15 protein-coding genes are annotated in these 19102 nt (G+C 48.5%); 10 read left to right on the top strand and 5 right to left on the bottom strand.

Translation table 11 applies throughout. The annotated features are described in order from the left end of the window. Nucleotides 1–7 precede the first annotated feature (7 nt). The 6 genes from AC2T0J_RS05305 (at nucleotide 8) to AC2T0J_RS05330 (ending at nucleotide 6389) form a co-directional block, all read left to right on the top strand. On the top strand, nucleotides 8–1792 hold the full coding sequence (locus AC2T0J_RS05305) for a PHA/PHB synthase family protein (protein ID WP_489809117.1): 1785 nt from the start codon (nucleotides 8–10) through the stop codon (nucleotides 1790–1792). A gap of 298 nt (nucleotides 1793–2090) precedes the next feature. Next, nucleotides 2091–2453 (top strand): PHB accumulation regulatory domain-containing protein, encoded by a 363-nt coding sequence (locus AC2T0J_RS05310; protein WP_489809118.1) that lies wholly within the window; start codon nucleotides 2091–2093, stop codon nucleotides 2451–2453. A 168-nt stretch (nucleotides 2454–2621) separates the two neighbouring features. Further along, nucleotides 2622–3251, top strand: coding sequence for a phasin family protein (locus tag AC2T0J_RS05315; RefSeq protein ID WP_489809119.1), 630 nt, complete (start codon nucleotides 2622–2624; stop codon nucleotides 3249–3251). A gap of 25 nt (nucleotides 3252–3276) precedes the next feature. Then, nucleotides 3277–3615, top strand: coding sequence for a phasin family protein (locus tag AC2T0J_RS05320; protein ID WP_489809120.1), 339 nt, complete (start codon nucleotides 3277–3279; stop codon nucleotides 3613–3615). Between the two features lie 199 nt (nucleotides 3616–3814). Continuing rightward, nucleotides 3815–5032: a polyhydroxyalkanoate depolymerase gene (locus AC2T0J_RS05325; RefSeq protein WP_489809121.1), complete on the top strand. Its 1218-nt coding sequence runs from the start codon at nucleotides 3815–3817 to the stop codon at nucleotides 5030–5032. Nucleotides 5033–5096: 64 nt separating this feature from the next. Then, nucleotides 5097–6389, top strand: a complete 1293-nt coding sequence (locus tag AC2T0J_RS05330; RefSeq protein WP_489809122.1) for a lytic murein transglycosylase — start codon at nucleotides 5097–5099, stop codon at nucleotides 6387–6389. Between the two features lie 57 nt (nucleotides 6390–6446). Here AC2T0J_RS05330 and phbB read toward each other — a convergent pair whose 3' ends face one another. Further along, nucleotides 6447–7169: an acetoacetyl-CoA reductase gene (phbB, locus tag AC2T0J_RS05335; RefSeq protein WP_489809123.1), complete on the bottom strand. Its 723-nt coding sequence runs from the start codon at nucleotides 7167–7169 to the stop codon at nucleotides 6447–6449. Nucleotides 7170–7330: 161 nt separating this feature from the next. After that, complete coding sequence (gene hrpB, locus AC2T0J_RS05340) at nucleotides 7331–9802, bottom strand: ATP-dependent helicase HrpB (protein WP_489809124.1); 2472 nt, start codon at nucleotides 9800–9802, stop codon at nucleotides 7331–7333. 172 nt (nucleotides 9803–9974) lie between these two features. Here hrpB and thpR point away from each other — a divergent pair, with 172 nt between their 5' ends. From thpR to AC2T0J_RS05355, 3 genes are all read left to right on the top strand, one after another. Beyond that, nucleotides 9975–10574 carry an RNA 2',3'-cyclic phosphodiesterase gene (gene thpR, locus AC2T0J_RS05345; protein WP_489809125.1) on the top strand — a complete coding sequence of 200 codons (600 nt, stop codon included), beginning with the start codon at nucleotides 9975–9977 and terminating at the stop codon, nucleotides 10572–10574. A gap of 68 nt (nucleotides 10575–10642) precedes the next feature. Continuing rightward, entirely contained in the window at nucleotides 10643–11497 is an 855-nt protein-coding gene (purU, locus tag AC2T0J_RS05350) for a formyltetrahydrofolate deformylase (protein ID WP_489809126.1), read from the top strand. Between the two features lie 101 nt (nucleotides 11498–11598). Further along, nucleotides 11599–13782 (top strand): M3 family metallopeptidase, encoded by a 2184-nt coding sequence (locus AC2T0J_RS05355; RefSeq protein WP_489809127.1) that lies wholly within the window; start codon nucleotides 11599–11601, stop codon nucleotides 13780–13782. 62 nt (nucleotides 13783–13844) lie between these two features. Here AC2T0J_RS05355 and AC2T0J_RS05360 read toward each other — a convergent pair whose 3' ends face one another. Together AC2T0J_RS05360 and AC2T0J_RS05365 are read right to left on the bottom strand one after the other, a co-directional pair. After that, nucleotides 13845–14711: a hypothetical protein gene (locus AC2T0J_RS05360; protein WP_489809128.1), complete on the bottom strand. Its 867-nt coding sequence runs from the start codon at nucleotides 14709–14711 to the stop codon at nucleotides 13845–13847. A 118-nt stretch (nucleotides 14712–14829) separates the two neighbouring features. Next, nucleotides 14830–15627 carry a vWA domain-containing protein gene (locus AC2T0J_RS05365; protein ID WP_489809129.1) on the bottom strand — a complete coding sequence of 266 codons (798 nt, stop codon included), beginning with the start codon at nucleotides 15625–15627 and terminating at the stop codon, nucleotides 14830–14832. Between the two features lie 268 nt (nucleotides 15628–15895). On the opposite strand from AC2T0J_RS05365, the gene AC2T0J_RS05370 reads away from it, so the two are divergent. Next, the gene (locus AC2T0J_RS05370) at nucleotides 15896–17719 is read left to right on the top strand and encodes a cation:proton antiporter (RefSeq protein ID WP_489809130.1); all 1824 of its coding nucleotides are present in this window, start codon (nucleotides 15896–15898) and stop codon (nucleotides 17717–17719) included. A 315-nt stretch (nucleotides 17720–18034) separates the two neighbouring features. Here the strand turns inward: AC2T0J_RS05370 and AC2T0J_RS05375 are convergent, their stop codons facing one another. Continuing rightward, entirely contained in the window at nucleotides 18035–19078 is a 1044-nt protein-coding gene (locus AC2T0J_RS05375) for a Rieske 2Fe-2S domain-containing protein (protein ID WP_489809131.1), read from the bottom strand. Nucleotides 19079–19102: the final 24 nt, after the last annotated feature.

Raw genomic sequence — 19102 nt, forward strand, 5'->3', positions numbered from 1 at the left:
AGCACTTGTGGAGCAACAGGATAAGCAGGAAATTCTGGACACGCTGAACCAGTATGCTGAGCAGTTTAATAGCATGGTACAGAAAATTCTTACCCGTCAGGCTGATTCGAACGACGCAGCAAAGATGTTCGACCCGCAGCATTTGCAGCAGCTACTGACCACAAAGCTGGCCGATAAGGTAGAAGTAGATACCTCTAAGCTGGTTGAAAACCAAATGGAGTTTATGCGCCAGCAAACCGAGCTATGGCAGCAGGCAAGCAAAGCTATGTTTGGCGAAAAAGCTCAAGCGGTCGTCAGTGAGTCCCGTGGGGATAAACGTTTCAGCCACACCGACTGGAATGACAACCCGGTGTTTAACTATTTAAAGCAAGCCTATCTGATCAACTCCAAAATGCTGCAGGGCATGATGGACTCCATGACTTTTGCCGACCCTAAATCTGCTGAACAGGTAAAATTTTACACGCGTCAGTATATTAACTCGGTAGCGCCAACCAATTACCTGTTCTCAAACCCGGATGTGTGTGAAGAAATCCTCAAATCCAAAGGGCAAAGCATGCTCAAGGGTATTGAGAATTTTATGCGCGACCTGGAACAAAGCCCCCTTGAAGCGTTTAAGATTACGCAAACCGACATGTCGGCCTTCGAGCTGGGTGAAAACCTGGCGACTACCGAGGGCAAAGTGGTGTACCAGAATGATCTCATCCAGCTCATTCACTACGTACCGAAAAAAGCGAAAACCTACGCCCCGCCAATTCTGTTTGTGCCGCCGTTTATCAATAAATATTACATCCTTGACCTCGATGAAAAGAAATCAGCGGTGAAAGGATTGCTCGAAAACGGTTTCAGCGTGTTTATGATTTCCTGGGTCAACCCGGACAAATCCCTGGCCAACCATGACTTTATCAGTTACATGAAACATGGCCCGCTGGCCGCGCTGGATGTGGTATGTGAGATTACCAAACAGCCCAAGGTTAATCTGACCGGGTTCTGTGTGGGCGGCACGCTGTCCGCTGTGACAGCGGCTTACCTGCGCGCCCAGGGTGATGAACGGATTCAGTCACTGACTCTGCTAACGACCCTGACCGACTTCAGTGAGCCTGGTGAAATTGGTAACTACCTGACCGAAGAAAGCCTTAACGCCATGGAGCAGAACGCCGACATTAAAGGCGTTTATGACGGCCGCATACTGGGGCTCAGTTTCAGCCTGTTACGCGAAAACAACCTGTTCTGGTCGTACTTTATCAATAACTACTTAAAAGGCGAGGATCCCGCTGCCTTTGATATTCTGTTCTGGAACAGTGATGCCACCAACATCACCGCCGCCTGCTTCAAACAGTATGTGCGTACCATGTACTGGGAAAACAAACTGCGGGAACCTGGTGGTATGGTGATTGACGGCGTGCCTATCGATCTGAGCAATATCGACGTGCCGGTTTACTTCCTGGCCACCATTGCCGATCATATCGTGCTCTGGCAGGCTGCCTACAAAGGTACACAACTGGTGGGCGGTGAGACCCGCTTCGTGCTGGCCGGTTCCGGGCATTTAGCGGGAGTAATAAACCCACCCGCCAAAGGCAAGTATCCTCACTGGATCAACGAAGACCTGCCGGCAGACGCTGCCGCCTGGTTTGACGGTGCTACTCAGCATGAAGGCTCCTGGTGGCCGGATTGGTACAACTGGCTGCAATCACACAATGATAAACAGGTTACTTCACCCAAACCGGGTAAACATAAGTCTTACCCGGTTATTGAAGATGCACCTGGCAGTTACGTTAAACGCCGTCTCGGCTAATTATAAACCGCCCGTTATTTGCTCTGTTGGCCTGTTCTGCGCTACATTGCAGAACAGCTGACAGAGTTTATTCAACCTGCCGGCCCCGCTCCAGGGCCTTTTTCGGTTTTTCAGCTCTGTGTGTATCCGGCTCTGGGGTTGACAATGCGACTGCCCGGCAGTGATTGCCCGCCCGGATAAGCAGTTGTTAAGGTGACTCACTCACGTTCAAACAAGATAAGTACAGGTTCCGATGGTTACTATTAAGAAATATCCAAATCGCAGGCTTTATGACACGTCACGCAGTCAATATGTGAACATGGATTACATTAAAACACTGGTCAACGAGCGCACCGACTTTAACGTTGTCGACTCGAAATCCGGTGACGATGTGACCAAAACCATTTTACTCCAGATTATCAGTGAGTCTGAAACCAACGAGCATCAGTCTTTACTAACCAACAAACTCCTCAAGCAGCTTATTCGCTTTTACGACTCCGATATGCAGTTATTCCTGCGCGAGTACCTGGAACAAAGCCTGATTAGCTTCATGGAACAACAGGACAGCTTGCAGGGCATGATGAAGAATATGGTGGATACCAGCCCACTGGGTATGTTCAGTAAAATCATGGAACAGAATATCGACGCTTGGACCAAATCGAAAAAAGATCAGAAAAAATAGCCACTTGCTGCACTGCAGCATAAAAAGTTGTATCGTTATTCTATATTGTTCTAGGCATTTTGCTGCATTGCAACAAAATACCTCTTGACCATCCATGCCTCTACTGTCTAATATATAACCAACGAATGCTGCAACGCAGCAAGTATAAACTTCGAACGGGAGTGTTATATGTTTGGCAAATTTTCAGAGCAACTTAAGAAGTCTTCAAAGCCAGTAAATTCATGGATGGCCGTGAATGCAAAAATGCTGGAAGACTTATCGCAAAATCAAACTGAGCTGTTTACCGGTTTGTTAAGTGACGGCGTGAAATATCTCGAAACCGTGTCAGTACAAACCGAAGCGAAAGGCGTTTTTGCCGCCAATTCTGAATTTGCTGAAGCCATGCGCGATCGTTTGGCTGTTGCATCTAAAGGCGCTTACTCGACATTGAGCCATTTACAGGCTGATATGAAAGATGTCGTGAAATCATCAATCGAAGATGGTGCTGAAGTTGCCACGGAAGTTACTAAAGAAGTCACCAAGGCTGTTGAGAAACCAGCAGCTAAGGCGGCCGCACCGGTAAAAGCGCCTGCCAAGAAGGCAGCGCCTAAGCCTGCAGCAAAGGCAGAACCAACACCGGCGCCAGCCCCCAAAGAGGAGCCAGCCCCGGCAAAGGAAGCCACAGCAGCAAAGCCAGCTGAAGCCGAGGCAAAGCCGGCAGCTAAGTCTGCTGCAAAGAAAACCACGCGTACGCGTAGAACAACTTCGACAGCTAAAAAGCCAGCAACTAAAGCGGCCGAAACCAAATCAACCAATTAATTAACGACTCTTTAAGGAGAGACTAATGCTAGAGCAAATGACTGAAAAATTTCAAACTGCAATGAAGCCTGTAACTGAACTTGCGACTTTGAACATGAACACCATGCAGGAATTAGCTGAAAAGCAAAATTCTCTGTTCTCTACCCTGATGTCTGATGGTATGTCTTTTGTTGAGACTGCCAGCCAGCAAAAAGACCTGATGAGCCTTGCTGAAGCGCAGAAAGCGTATTTAGAAAGCCTGCAGGAAAAAATGACTGAGTCTGCTAAAAGCAGCTACACGCTGATCACTGAAACCCAGCAAAAAGCGGGCGAAATGATGAAAGGCATGAGCGAAGAGTTCACTACTAAGTTCACTGCTAAGTAAGACTCCGCCAGGCTAAAAATGCCCGCAACACTTGCTCTTAAAATTGCACAAAAGTGTTATGCGGGCCCAGAAAAAGGGCTGTTATACTTAATGGCCCTTTTTTGATATTTGTATTACAATTTTTTGAAATTTGTGGAACCAAGGCAATTTATTCGGGTCCACTCATCACTCAAAAAGTAGTACCTCCGGGAGTGAAACAATGAATTACCAAGCATACGACTACATGGCTCGCGGTGCGCAAATCATGCATGAAGGGTTTAGTCTGCTAAACGATATTGCCAGCCACCCGTCGAACCCATTTTCCCATACTATTCCAGGCCGTGTCAGCCGGGCGAGTCTCGAGACCGCCATGCGGCTAACCCGCCGTTATGAGAAAGTTGGCTTTAATATTGACGAGATCACCATTAATGGCAAATACCACGCCGTTAAGGAAGAAGTCGCATTATCCAAACCTTTTTGCGATTTAATTCACTTTAATCGCGTAGGTGTGCACGACGCTCATAAAGTATTGCTTGTAGCACCACTCTCCGGCCACTTTGCTACGTTACTTAAAGGCACAGTAGAAGCACTGTTGCCTGACCATGAAGTGTATATTACCGACTGGGCTGATGCCCGCGAGGTCCCCTTAGACGAGGGCCCGTTCAGCTTTGACTGTTATGTTGAATACCTGATTAACTTCATGGAATATCTGGGTCCTAATACCCACCTGATTGCCATTTGCCAGCCCACCGTGCAGGCACTGATTGCGACAGCAGTATTGGCTGAACAAAAAAGCCCGGCCACGCCTCATTCACTCACACTGATGGCGGGCCCTATCGATACCAGTAAAAATCCCACCAGGGTAAACGAGTTTTCTAGAAAACATCCGATGTCCTGGTTTCGTAATGTGGCCATCATGAGCGTACCTCATGGTTACCCGGGCGAAGGCCGCAAGGTTTACCCTGGCTTTATGCAGCTCGGTGGTTTTATTAGCATGAACCATAAGTCGCACATGCAAAAATATATCGACTTCTACCAAAACCTGTTTATGGGTGAAGAAGAAGATGCAGACCGCTTCCGGGCGTTTTATGACGAATATCTGGCGGTACTGGATATGCCGGCGGAGTTTTATCTGGAGACCATCGAGCGGGTATTCAAAAATAATGAAGTGGCTCGCGGGGCGATCACCTATAAAGGTCAGCCGGTAAACTTCGAAGCCATCGACAATACGCCGCTGCTGACAGTTGAAGGCGCTAATGACGATATTTGCGGTCTTGGTCAAACGGAAGCAGCCCAGCATTTATGCAAAAGCATTCCAAAGTCCAAGCGCAAACACCACGTTCAGCAAGGTGCCGGTCACTACGGTATTTTTAGTGGTTCGCAGTTCCGCAAACATATTCGTCCGTTGATCACCGATTTTATTCATAAATTTGCCTGACGTTATCTCGCCCATGCTGGCAACTTAGGTTAGCATGGGTGCTCTTAATTTCAGGGAGATTTCTATGCGCTTTGTTCACCGCTGCACACCCGCTAAACGCCAGCGTTTGTTCCCACTATTAACCTCCTGTTTCATGCTGTCCGCAGCAATGCTGAGCTTTCAGCCAGCAGTTTTCGCCCAGCAAAATAACGATGAACAGTCTTCAGCGAACGCCGATCCGGTACAGGCCTTCAACATCTGCAAACAAAGCCTGCAGCAATCAGCTTTAGAAGCTGGTATCACACCAGCAATAGCCGAACAGGTATTTGCCAATATTAAATATCAGCCCAGAGTCATTGAGCTTGATCGCAGTCAGCCGGAGTTTGTGCAAACGTTTCCTGGTTACTTCAGCAAGCGGGTCAATGACTGGCGAATCAACAAAGGTCGTGAACTTGCCGGTGAACACAAAGCGCTGTTGCAGGATTTGGTAAAACAGTACGGTATTCCTGCTCAGTACTTATTGGCGTTTTGGGGCCTGGAAACGAATTTCGGGGGCTACAAAGGGAAAATGCCGGTGCTGGATTCTCTGGCAACCCTGGCCTGTGATCCCCGGCGCAGCACCTTTTTCACCCGCGAATTACTCACTGCCGTAAAGCTGTTGGAAGAGCAGTCTTTAGAGCAGGAAAAAATGGTAGGGTCCTGGGCGGGTGCCATGGGTCACACCCAGTTTATGCCGTCAGCCTATGCCAACTATGCCATTGACGGCGACGGTGATGGACAAATTAATCTCTGGAATAGCGAAGCAGATGCGTTAACATCAGCCGCCAACTTTCTTTCCCAGCTAGGCTGGCAACCCGGATTTCGCTGGGGCAGAGAAGTAAAACTGCCTGGCGATTTTGATTACTCATTGCTGGGCTATGCCAAACGCCGCACCGTTACTGACTGGAACGCACTCGGGGTCACCCGTGCCAACGGTGATGCACTGGGTAACAGTGATATGAATGCCTACATAGTCATGCCTGCCGGTCATGAAGGGCCAACCTTTCTCGCATATCCTAATTTCAGAGTGATCATGCGCTGGAACAATTCGGAGTTTTACGCCATCGCAGTAGGCCGACTGGCAGACAGAATTGCCGGTGATAGTGAACTGGTTGCCTCCCTGCCCCCTTTGCCTAATTATCGTCGCGACGATATCAAAGCCATGCAGGAACAGCTCAATCAAAAAGGGATTGATGTTGGTGGTGCAGACGGTATTTTGGGCCCCGCTACCCGCGAGGGGATCCGCGTATTTCAGCGCCGTAATAATATGATTGCCGATGGTTTTCCATCGTTGGCTGTCATGCAGGCATTGGGTATTAAAGTAACGCCCACCTCTTAATTCTCAGACATTAAAAAGCCGGGCAAGCCTTTTCAGCGGCATGCCCGGCTTTTTGGGTTAATACATGTGCTGGCCACCGTTAATAGACAGCGTTGAGCCAGTGATAAAACTCGACTCATCCTTAATCAGGAACAACACACCGTCGGCGATATCTTCTGGCTTACCTAAACGGCCTACCGGGATTCTCGCAACGATTTTCTTCAGTACATCTTCCGGTACTGCGCGTACCATGTCTGTATCGATATAACCGGGAGCAATAGCATTTACCGTAATGCCTTTTGCTGCGCCTTCCTGCGCCAGCGCTTTAGTAAAGCCGTGGATCCCCGATTTTGCAGCCGCATAGTTCACCTGACCATACTGACCCGCCTGGCCATTGATTGAACCAATGTTTACAATTCGTCCAAATGACCGTTCACGCATGCCTTCAATCACTGCCCGGCAAGTGTTAAAGCAAGATGCCAGGTTAGTTTGAATTACCGCGTCCCACTGCTCAAAGGTCATTCGGTGCATAGTACCATCACGGGTAATACCCGCGTTATTAATTAACACATCTACCGGGCCGAAATCTGATTCAATTTGTTCTATCGCAGCTTTGGTTTTTTCAAAATCTGACACGTCAAACTTCATTGCAACAATACCGGTTCGCTCGGTAAATTCCTTTGCTGCCTGATCATTTCCACCATAGTTAGCCACTACGGTATAACCCGCATTCTTCAGTGTCGTACAGATTGCTTCACCAATACCGCGTGTTCCACCTGTAACGAGTGCTACTCTGCTCATGCTATTTCCTTCTTGTTTGATATTGCTCAACGTACAACTGATTACTATATAATCATCTATAGCCTGAATATTCCACTGTGAAAATCAGACGTTGGTCTATAAACTATTGTCCAAGTCAATAGCCTATTCGGTCTATATGACATTTTAATAATAGTATTCAGTTACTTATTCTTCGTTGTTTTAACAGAAGGCGTGGCAGTGGTCGGATCTTCAGGCCAGTAATGTTTGGGATAACGGCCTTTCATGTCTTTTCTGACATCGGTATAGCTACCCTGCCAGAAGCGCGGCAAATCATTAGTCGTTTGAACTGGTCGGCCGGCTGGTGATAATAATTCAACAGTCACCGTCTGACGCCCCTGGCCAATGGTAACGGGGGCGGAACTGCCGTACATTTCCTGCATTTTTGCCGAAAGCACAACCCGTGAGTCACTTTCGTAGCGAAGCCGACGAACCGAACCACTTGGCACTTTTATGCTGGTAGGTAACTGTTGCTCAATGGCCTGACGTTGTGGCCATGTCAGAATTTGTAGCAACACATCGGCCCAATGCGCATTTTGCAGTTGATTAAGTGATGCACACCTCCCCAATACAGATTGTACAGCCTCCTGTTCAAGCAACCCATTTGCGGTAAGAGTCGGCCAGGAGTCATCACCGTCGGCCCCCACTCTGAGATTCAGCGTTTTGGCCATGCTGAAGCGGTTGAGCGTCTCTCCAAGCTCGTTGAAGAATGGCCAGTCTTTAATGTTTTTACCGCCTAACCAGTCTTGCCAGCACTGAATTCGCTGCACTTCGCCCAGCTTAGCCATCGGCTTGCGAGACAGCAAAATTTGCTTAAAGTAACGCCGCTCTTCGGCCTTAATTATGTCGCTTTCGGCGTCATAAAAGGCAACCTGCTGTAACGAAACAGAATCCGCAAAGTGCTCCTGAAGAAGCGGCTCTTCAATAGGCTGCGCTAAACGAATAAGCAGGTTTGCGCCTTTTCGCTGACCAGACAATACCGCCAGCCAGGTGTGTTCTGTGTTTGCCGGCTGAGTTAGTTCCGCACCGGTTCCCATAGCCAGCTTGTACTCCTGTAAATTTCGCGCTCTGGCAATCCATCCTGGCCGCGCCAGGCTAACGGCAAGCCCAAGGTTCTGCTCGGAAACATGCGATATATCCTCAACTCTGGCAGTGCAGCCCAGTAAACGTGCATAGCGCGCAGCCTGACGGCTAACCGATTGCTTGAGCGCAACAGGTAAAGAGCGAATGACATCACTGATAATCCAGTGCTCGGTTTTTGGCGACTCCTCTGCTAAGGCTGTCACCACACAACCGGCCATCAGCAGAGTCGGATCATCGGTAAGCTCTGATTCCTCTTTAAGCTGCAGGAGCATACTGGCAAATTTCGGCTCAACTGGCAGCTTGAGACTCTCTTTGCCAAGTGGGGTAATCCGCCCCTGAGCTTCCAGCAAACACAATTCCTGCAACACCTGGTTAGCGGCATTCAGTTGTGCATCGCTTGGGTGATCCAGCATTGGCAAGGCCTCCAGGGATGTTCCCCAGTCGGCACTATGCAGAACCAGCGGCGTTATATCCTCGGTCCGAATGGCTGGAAGCGAGAACTCTGCCAACCGACTGTGGGCTTCTTTGCTCCAGAGTCGGTAACAGATGCCTTCCTGCACCCTGCCTGCCCGGCCTTTACGCTGCTCGGCGGAGGCCTGTGAAATCATCTTCAATGACAGCTCGGTCATGCCTGTCGTCGGGTGATACTGAGCGACCTGCTCACGCCCACTGTCTACCACAAGACTAATGCCTTCAATGGTTAAACTGGTTTCTGCAATGTTGGTAGCGAGTATAACCTTTCTCATCCCCTCTACATGGGGTTTAAGAGCCAGTTGCTGTTGCTGCAACGGCAGAGCGCCATGAAGGGGAAGAACTGCCACTCCCTTAGCCTCTACACCAGACAGCGAAGCCTGTACCTGATTGATATGTTTTACGGTCGGCAAGAATACCAGCACATCACCACTTTCTTTCGCTAGCACCTCTGCGATAAGGGCTGTAATACGCTGGCTTAGTTGTGATATATGGCATTCGCCCGCATACACTTCTTCAACGTCGAACCGACGTCCCTGGCTGGATAATACCGCAGCTTCTGGCAGTAACTGGCGCAAGGGACTGACATCCAGGGTCGCCGACATCACCACCAGCCGTAGGTCGTCACGCAGGTTTTGCCGTACCTCAGTTGCCAACGCCAGACTAAAGTCACTGTGTAAGCTACGCTCATGGAATTCATCAAATAAAACAATATCTACATTTGTAAGTTCCGGGTCCTGTTGCAATCGGCGGGTGAGGATCCCTTCGGTGATTATTTCAAGCCGGGTGGCAGCCGTGCTGTTGTGCTCGCCACGAATACGATAGCCGACGGTCTCTCCGACTTCCTCACCTAACTGACGAGCAAGGTAAGACGCCAGTTGCTTAACCACCACCCGGCGCGGCTGAAGCAACAATATTCTGGCTGACGTCGCGCGCAATAAGGCTAATGGAATGGCAGTAGACTTACCGGCTCCCGGCGGTGCGCTTAACAGCACATCTGCGGTATCCAGGGCCGCCAGTAAATCGGGGATGATGCTCTCTACAGGTAATGTGTTAGACATGGAAATAACTTCAGCAACAGACGAAAGAATAGTTGTTCTTTACTTATATACACGACACTGAGTGCAAACAGGCAGTATATCCATAGCCACTTAAGACATAAACCAGTCTTGTCCTGGGGTTTATAAACTGCCAACATAGCGATCAATCTAGCTTATCAGGCCTGAAAGTAATATGCGTTATTTTATTGGATTGGATTTGTCTCCGGCAAACAAACTGGCGCTGGACGGCTGGCGGGAAAAGAGCCTGCCTGAGCTACCGCGTTTAAAAATGCCACTGAATAGCAAAGCGCCTGCTCGCCAGCCGCGCCCGGTGCCCGCCGCTAATTTTCATATTACCCTGTGTTTTTTAGGCTCTATTACACCGCGGCAGTTAGAGACTGTCTCCGGATTGCTCGCTGAGGTAACCTCTCAACCTTTCGAACTCACATTGGATAATACGGGGTTCTGGTCGGGCCCGAAAATTTTCTTCGTGAGTCCAGTCGTTGTTCCTGAACCCTTGCAGCAGTTGGCCGCGAAAGTATCCACCGCGGCACGCCAAACAGACATAAATGTAGAAAAACGCGACTATCAGCCGCATGTTACGCTGATTCGCAACGTCAAAGCTGACTTTCCAACTCCGCTTTTTCTGCCGTCAGTTACCTGTCAGTTTAATCAGTTCCATTTATTTGAATCGGTCTCTACTCAATCTGGTGTAACATACCCCATCTGCCAAAGTTGGCCGCTGCGCAACAACCATTCAGTACGCGAAAAATTACTGCGCGGGAATTTTTAACCTTTGCCTCTTTACAGCACTGTCGCTGCTCGGTAAAAAGACACATCACTTTAGAGAACACCAGTAACATGCACCAAACTTTCAGACTTATTATCGATTGCCCCGACCAGGTTGGCCTGGTTGCACGCGTATCCCAATTTCTGGCTGACCATGATGCGTCAATCCTCGAAGCCAGCCATCATACCGACGTTCAGACCGGTCGGTTTTTTATGCGCCATGAAATCAGTACCGACTCATTAACGCTCTCTTATGAGCGTTTTATTGAAGAGTTTACCCCGCTGGCGAATGAATTCCAGATGCAGTGGAAAGTGACGGATTCGTCCAAGCGCCAGCGAGTAGCGCTACTCAGCAGTGTTGAATCCCATTGTCTGGTGGATATTTTACATCGCTGGCACACCGGCGAATTACATTGCGATATTCCCTGCATCATAGGTAACCACCCGCAAATGAAACAATTTGCCGACTGGTACAAGGTGCCTTTTCACTGGGTAGACTTTAAGTCCCTGGGGAAAGAAAGCGCGTTTAAACAAATTGAGGTATTGCTCGATGAATATGCCATCGACCTTACGGTACTCGCGCGTTTTATGCAGATCCTGCCTGACACCCTGTGCTCAAAGCTGGCCGGCAGAGCGATTAATATCCATCACAGCTTTCTGCCCTCCTTTGCCGGAGCCAAGCCCTATCAGCAAGCCTACGACCGCGGCGTGAAGCTTATTGGTGCAACCTGCCACTACGTCACCCGTGACCTTGATGAAGGCCCGATTATTGAGCAAAGTGTAAAACGCATCAGCCATAGTGATACGGTTGCCGACATGGTGCGTAAAGGTAAAGACTGTGAAGTGAATGCGCTGGCTACAGGCGTACGTAACCACCTCGAAGACCGGGTTATCATTCACCACAACAAAACTGTGGTATTCGCCTAGTCCTTTGTCGCTGGCAGGGCTCAGGCAACGTCTGCCAGTTGCACACTTGAAAGGCAAAGTGCACTATTTATAACTCAATAATAAAAGATGACAGGAACTCTATGCTTACAATAAAGAAGACGCTAACTGCCACCGCCATCGTACTGACACTGGCTGGCTGCTCTGACGCACCATCGACCAGCGAGACTACCGCTTCAAGTGCGGCCGAAACGGCAAACCAAACGGTAGAAAACACGCTGCTGCAACCTTTTAAAGGCCCCTATGGTGGCGTTCCGGCATTTGAAGATATGCATCTGAGCGACCTTATGCCCGCTATGGAAGCAGCTATGGCTGAACACCTGGCTGAAATTGATGCCATCGCCAATAACCCCGATGCGCCTGATTTTGCCAATACTATCGTGGCGTACGAGAAAGCGGGTGACACCATTGGCCGCGTGTATACCTATTATGGAATCTGGAGCTCAAATGTATCCAGCCCGGCGTTTCGCGAACTACAACGGGAATTATCACCAAAACTGTCAGCTTACCGCTCCAAAATCAATCAGAACACCAAGCTTTTCGAACGTATAAAGTCGGTCTATGAAAGTGACGAACTACAGTCTCTTACTGACGAAGAGCAGCGTATTACCTGGCTAATCTACAACAGCTTTGCGCGTAATGGTGCGACCCTTGAAGGCGAAGCAAAAGCACGATACGCCGAGATCAACAAAGAACTGGCAAGCTTGCATACCCGTTTCTCGAATAACGTATTGGCAGATGAAGAAAATTACGTAACCTATATTACCGCAGAGCAACTCGACGGTTTACCAGATAGCTTTGTAAAAGCAGCTGCCGCAGCCGCTGCAGAACGTGGTAAGGAAGGCATGTACGCCATTACCAATACCCGTTCATCGATGGACCCTTTCCTGACCTATTCAACCCAGCGGGATTTGCGTGAAAAAGTATGGCGCACCTATTACGACCGTGGCGATAACGGTGATGAATTTGATAACAATGACATCATCAAACAAATTCTGACTCTGCGCCATGAACGGGTACAACTGCTCGGTTACGATAACTATGCCCAATGGCGCCTTGAAGATCGCATGGCGAAAAATCCTGAAAATGCCATGGCGCTGATGATGAAGGTCTGGCCAGCGGCGCTGGCTCGGGTTGAAGAAGAAGTCGCCGACATGCAGGCCGTTGCAGATGCCGAAGGTGCACAGATTACAATTAAGCCATGGGATTATCGTTTTTACGCCGAAAAGGTTCGTCTGGACAAATACGACCTCGACTCCAACGAGGTAAAACAATACCTGCAACTCGATAAACTTCGCGAAGCCATGTTTTACGTGGCCGGCCGCCTGTTCAATTTTGAATTTACACCGGTACCGGCCGGCACCGTTCCAGTATTCCACCCCGATGTAAAAGTATGGGAAGTGGCGGATAAGGATTCTGGTGAACTGGTTGGTTTATGGTATCTGGATCCTTTTGCACGTCAGGGTAAGCGCTCTGGCGCCTGGGCGACCACGTACCGCCGTCATACCACCTTCGATGGCGATAAGAATGTGCTGTCCTCAAACAACTCTAACTTTGTAAAAGGACCGGAAGGTGAGCCGACGCTGATTTCCTGGGATGACGCTGAAACCTATTTCCATGAATTCGGACACGCGCTGCACTTCCTTTCGGCCGATGTTAAGTACCCGACTTCTCACTCAGGTGTAAGAGATTACACAGAGTTTCAGTCGCAACTCCTGGAACGCTGGCTGACCACCGACGAAGTGATTGATCAGTATCTGGTACATTATGAAACCGGTGAGCCCATTCCGGATAGTCTGATTGCCAAAATCAAAAAAGCATCAACGTTTAATGAAGGATTCAAAACCACCGAATATATGGCATCTGCCATTATGGATCTGCTTTATCACACGACTGATCCAGCCAATATAGATCCAGACAGCTTTGAGCGTGAGCAATTAAAAGCACTGGGCATGCCTGAAGAAATTGTGATGCGTCACCGTACGCCTCACTTCGGCCATGTTTTCTCCGGCGAAGGCTATTCAGCGGGCTATTACGGTTATATGTGGGCCGAGGTATTAACTGCAGATGCAGCAGAGGCCTTTGAGGCAGCCCCCGGCGGCTTCTACGATGAAGAGGTATCAGCCAAACTGGTCAAATACCTGTTCTCGGTTCGTAATGCTATGGATCCGACGGAAGCTTATCGACTGTTCCGTGGCCGGGATGCTAACGTTGAAGCGCTGATGCGTGACCGTGGCTTTCCGGTAACATCAGAGCAAGATAAATAACCATTGCGGTTAATAATACAAAGGCCAGCTGCGCAGCTGGCCTTTTTGTTTTCGAAATCGGATTACCCGGGTAACTTCACTTTTATAAGTTTAGCAGCACTCAACGGCGAACTTTCCTGCGTCAGCCAAATCGTATTGTTTTCCCGAACACACAATCCTTCCACCTGTCCATAACCTGAAAGCTTATAAGTACTGATTAAATCAAAATCGGCCGACAGGGTAGCAATAAAGGGCTTAAACATGCCCAGTGCATTACTGGTATAGCCAACGATCACATAACGGTTTTTGTGCGCGTCAAAATCGGCGCCAGTGACCACTCCGGGTAGGCCTGATACTTCAGCAACCGGTGTTAACAACTGGTCCGCTTGATGTTTATTGAGACGATAAACCTTAACGACCCGGGTAAGCCAGCTTTTTGAGAACAACACCAGATGGTTGCCCTGTGAAACCATGGCTTCGGCATCGTAATCGTGTGCATAGTACGCGTTTTTAGCAACGTCATAATTGTCGTAAGTAAATGCCAACGGGCGGATATCGCTCGGATCTGACCTATTGACTTTAAGGACTACCAGGTCGCTCCGTTTGCCGGCGTTATTGCCAAAATCACCAATATAGAAATAATCGCTGTCCCCTGTTATCGACTCCCAATCTGTATTTTGGGGGGACAGTAGCTGGCTTTTGACAATCTTACCGGTAGCGTCGAGGGTAAATAAATCCGGGCTGTTACCTGAATCATTTATCGTGTAACTGTGGTTCGCATCACAAAATAAGCCCGAGGTTTCCCCCAACTGCTCTTCTAAAACAAACTCGTCTAAAACTTCGATACTGTTGTTATTCGCGGTATCCGTACTACTACAGGCTGCAGGAAGGAATAGCAATCCTAACGCAAGCGTCCTGCCGACACCTGCCATAAATGATGATTTTTTCATAACTCAACTAACGCGGTAAAACGTTCCATTTGTTGCCGCTAATAAGATTGGCGATTTGAACTCACCCGGCAGGTATCTGACTTTTCCTGCCGGATACACCCCGCTAAACTTGCCTTGTTTAGCTAAACTTCTTGCGTGACAGCAGCAAAAGACCAAGGGCAAATAAGGTAATGCCGGCAGGTGCGGGAACAGGTTCACTGTCTGTGCAGGCCGGATGATCCGGGTTTGCTTCACAAAAATCCAGTGTTTCCTGCAATTTCACCTCGGCAAAATTGGTCACAAAGTTTTCAATATCACTCTGATTGGGCGTGTTCAGCTCATTCAGGTCAAAGCTGTTACCGCCATTGTTCAAAGCTAAATCAATTAATTCACTAAACTCACCGCCCAGAACCACATTAAATAATGCCGAATTGTTTTTTAACACAGAATCCAATGAGCCTGCGTTGTAAAAGCCATCACCATTGCTTGCTTCATCGGCAAACAAAATTAGGTTTTTTACAGCATCATCACGGTAACTTAAATTCGGTTGTTCAGATGGCAATGCTTCCAGCGCATAAGCGGTTGCATCGTAAGCAGGCTCATTGGCACCAATCGGAGTAATGCCTGACATGGCGCTGGCAAAGCCTGTCGCATCCACAAAATCTGAAATAAGGCGGATACTGTCTCCGGCAAAGCCATATCCGATCAACGCAAACTGTACGTCCAATCCACCATTTTGCAGGATGCCAGCAAACGTCCCAATGCTGTCCCGAAGGTTATTGCGGATACTACTCATAGAGCCACTTTCGTCCACCAGCATGACGATATCGGTTTTAATAATGGCCGCATTCACAGGGGCCGTAACAGTGAATAAACCAAACCCGAGCATCATAATGGCTATCAGGGCTGACCACGTTTTTCTGTTCTGTCTTTTCATTTTCTACTACTGTACTGCGTTGTTTCAAAAGAAAAAATGCAATAATCATTCCATTTTAAAAAGTGGCTCAAGATCATTGGTTTATTACCGCTTAAAGGTATCGAACTATGGCTATTGTAAAAATCTTCGACACAATTATAGCGTTATTAGAGTAATGCTTTCTATACCGGAAAGTGAACACATGACACAATTCTGGTGTATAACATCAATCAGGACTCTAATTGCTGTTGTTTTGCACAACAGCCAAACAATAATAAGGACTCTTTGAGTGTCAGATCCCACTATTTCTCTGGTCGCGGTTGGCCTGCTTTCAATCAGTTGTCAGTATTTAGCTTATAAGATTCGCTTGCCGGCAATTCTGCCTCTCCTGGTGGTAGGTATATTGGTCGGGCCAGTTTTTAACGTCCTGGATGCTGACGCACTGTTCGGTGATTTGCTCTTTCCGGTGGTGTCGTTGTCAGTCGCTATTATCCTGTTTGAAGGAGCGCTGACTCTTAAGTACAGCGACATTGCCGGCCACGGTAATATGGTGCGAAATCTTTGCAGTATTGGCGTTCTGGTCACCTGGGTGATAGCTGGTACTGTGGCTCATTATGCGCTCGATATAAGCTGGCAACTGTCATTTTTGTTTGGTGCCATTGTTACCGTGACCGGTCCAACCGTCATCGTCCCCATGTTACGTACTGTGCGCCCGCAAACCAATCTGGGTAACATTCTGCGCTGGGAAGGTATTATCATCGATCCCATTGGCGCACTGCTGGCGGTATTGGTTTATGAATACATCATTTCTTCGCAAAGTGCGATGTCTCACACCTTGCTGGCATTTGGTAAAACCCTGGGCATTGGTCTGGGCCTTGGTATGGCTGTTGGCTATTTCCTGGGGGTTACTTTACGCCATAATCTGGTGCCCCACTATTTACGAAATACCGCAGTATTAACCATCATTCTTGGCGCCTTCGCCGGTTCTAACTACTTTGCTCATGAGTCAGGACTACTCACCGTTACGGTTATTGGCGTAATGATGGCAAATATGCGTGATGTGGATGTTGAAGACATTCTTGAGTTTAAAGAAACCCTCAGCGTATTGTTGATCTCCGGATTGTTTATACTACTCGCTACCCGTCTCGATTTGGGAGCCGTAGCAGACGTAGGCTGGGCGGCAGCATTAGTTCTGATTTCCATCATTTTTATCGCCCGTCCGCTGGCGGTCTTTATCTCATCTATCGGCACCGGACTTAACTTACGAGAACTGGCTCTGCTTAGCTGGCTGGCGCCACGGGGCATCGTGGCGGCGGCTGTCTCTGCGTTGTTTTCTCTGAAGTTAGAACAGCTAGGCTACGCTCAGGTAGAAATCATTGTGCCGCTGGTGTTTCTGGTCATCATTGCAACAGTCGTTCTGCAGGGACTCACAGCCAAGCCAGTTGCCGCTTTGTTGAAAGTTCGGGCACCGGTACCCAATGGCTTTTTACTGTTTGGTGCAAGTGAATTTAGCCGCATGCTGGCTAAAGAACTAATGAAGCATAAGGTCCCTGTACGAGTTGCCGATACCAACTGGGATGCCATCAGAGCAGCCAGAATGCAGGATATCCCGGTGTATTTTGGTAATCCCACTTCAGAACACGCGGCGATTCACCTGGATTTAAACACCATAGGTACCGTATTGCTGTTATCTCCGTACAAACAGCTCAACCCCATGATTGGTTATCACTTTGAATACACCCTGGGCAAGAACAAGGTATGGGGACTAACTAATAATGAACTCGCCACCCGGCCCAGCCATCAGGTATCCCGGGATTATGCCAAGAAACTGTCCTTGTTTGCCGAAGGTGTTACCTATGGATATCTTGCCAGTGCGGTAAGTCGTGGCGCCAAAATTAAAACCACGCCATTGACTCCCGAGTTCACCTTTAAAGACTATGTCGAGCAATACGGGGACGCAGCCACGCCACTGATGTACATCAATGAACACAATCGTATGCATGTTCTGCTGAGCGCAGACGAAACCATTCCGCGCGCGGGCAGTAAGTTAGTCAGTTTGGTGGAGGCTGAAATGCTGGATACAGAAAAAGTCGTGAAACGGACGAAAGAGTAACAGAACAGCACCCTGTCTGTGGACAGGGTGCCTCTCCCTGGAAAAAACGAGCAATTAGATGATGCGTCAGGTGCAACCTTTTGAATTTTTATTTTGCCTAATTACAACGTCGCTTTGTGAAAGCAATCAGCAGGCCAACTTTTGCGAACCTTATAACTATATGATATTTCGGAGTTTTTTAATATTAATTGCGACTTTTCACCGAAAGTATGCGCTTACAAAGCACCACCATGAAGCATAATATTTTTGGTCGCACCAAACTGGTTAATCCCACCAGCGCGACTTCTCGTAACGCTGGCGGGAACATCTGTCCAGTTATGCGGACTCTTGCTCAATCATTGATTTAAGGATACGTCTTACCCGGACAGGTCCGGCATCACTGCTAATTAAAACAGGATCAAGTGCCAGAAAATCATTGGTTTCCATCTGGTCCTGAACGGCATCCAGGATCGGGCCGTCTTCATCCTCAAATGCGCCGTGCATTCCTTCAATTTTGATCTTGTTGAATTCAGCATCCTCCACATTATGATTACGGCGCGTAGCAAAGAAGTAATGTGTGCTGTATTCGGTTTCAGGCGTACAGGTGTGTAGGTCGTACTGGGAAATCGTGTGGTCGTAATCCATAGCGACATCATCCTGAGTTGCACCCACAATCAGCTGAATATGTGTTGGATGTGACCACGTTACTTCAATGAAGTGTGCAGCAGGTTCCCCTGGCTTGGGCAGGAAATCATTGAAAATCATAATGGGGGGGGTTTGCTCCCACTCCCAGCGCACTGCGACCTGGTTGTTCTCATCTCTCACTTTTGGAATCTGTGGCGACAACTGACCACGGGTAGTAATGATTTCACCATGCAGGTGATCTATATGGCTCAGGTCCATCACATTGTCGGTAATCAGCTCATAGTTACACGGCCGTTTCATATACGTATGTCCCAAGGCATTCGGATGACCATTATCTAGCTGAGAATAGTCAGGTAACATGTCAGGATCAGCCGGTTTATCGCCCATCCAAATCCAGATAAAGCCGTACTTTTCCATTAACGGATAGCTTTTAACTTCCGCTTTGGCGGGGATATGACCGCCACCGTGGGGATTATGGGTGCATTTGCCCTCGCCATTAAATGCCAGTCCGTGGTAGGGGCAGACAACACAATCATCCTTCTTCTTGCCCATACTCAGCGGAGCAAAGCGGTGCGGGCAGCGATCATGCAGTGCCACTGGAGAGCCGTCATTGCGGCGATAAATGACCACCGGAGTGTCCAGTAATCGGCGCTTAAACAACGTATCGGTTACCTCTGTTGATAACGCAGCAGCGTACCAGGTATTGGTCAGAAATTTACGGCTAGTGTCTTTCATTAGTAGTTCCTTAACACAGTTTTT

This window comes from Alteromonas sp. ISO5 (genome assembly GCF_058105165.1).

What these genes read in the sequence shown, in the direction of transcription:
- AC2T0J_RS05310 (WP_489809118.1), top strand. Translation starts at nt 2,091, where the DNA reads ATGGATTACATTAAAACACTGGTCAACGAGCGCACCGACTTTAACGTT.
- AC2T0J_RS05315 (WP_489809119.1), top strand. Translation starts at nt 2,622, where the DNA reads ATGTTTGGCAAATTTTCAGAGCAACTTAAGAAGTCTTCAAAGCCAGTA.
- AC2T0J_RS05320 (WP_489809120.1), top strand. Translation starts at nt 3,277, where the DNA reads ATGCTAGAGCAAATGACTGAAAAATTTCAAACTGCAATGAAGCCTGTA.
- AC2T0J_RS05325 (WP_489809121.1), top strand. Translation starts at nt 3,815, where the DNA reads ATGAATTACCAAGCATACGACTACATGGCTCGCGGTGCGCAAATCATG.
- AC2T0J_RS05330 (WP_489809122.1), top strand. Translation starts at nt 5,097, where the DNA reads ATGCGCTTTGTTCACCGCTGCACACCCGCTAAACGCCAGCGTTTGTTC.
- phbB (WP_489809123.1), bottom strand. Translation starts at nt 7,169, where the DNA reads ATGAGCAGAGTAGCACTCGTTACAGGTGGAACACGCGGTATTGGTGAA.
- hrpB (WP_489809124.1), bottom strand. Translation starts at nt 9,802, where the DNA reads ATGTCTAACACATTACCTGTAGAGAGCATCATCCCCGATTTACTGGCG.
- thpR (WP_489809125.1), top strand. Translation starts at nt 9,975, where the DNA reads ATGCGTTATTTTATTGGATTGGATTTGTCTCCGGCAAACAAACTGGCG.
- purU (WP_489809126.1), top strand. Translation starts at nt 10,643, where the DNA reads ATGCACCAAACTTTCAGACTTATTATCGATTGCCCCGACCAGGTTGGC.
- AC2T0J_RS05355 (WP_489809127.1), top strand. Translation starts at nt 11,599, where the DNA reads ATGCTTACAATAAAGAAGACGCTAACTGCCACCGCCATCGTACTGACA.
- AC2T0J_RS05360 (WP_489809128.1), bottom strand. Translation starts at nt 14,711, where the DNA reads ATGAAAAAATCATCATTTATGGCAGGTGTCGGCAGGACGCTTGCGTTA.
- AC2T0J_RS05365 (WP_489809129.1), bottom strand. Translation starts at nt 15,627, where the DNA reads ATGAAAAGACAGAACAGAAAAACGTGGTCAGCCCTGATAGCCATTATG.
- AC2T0J_RS05375 (WP_489809131.1), bottom strand. Translation starts at nt 19,078, where the DNA reads ATGAAAGACACTAGCCGTAAATTTCTGACCAATACCTGGTACGCTGCT.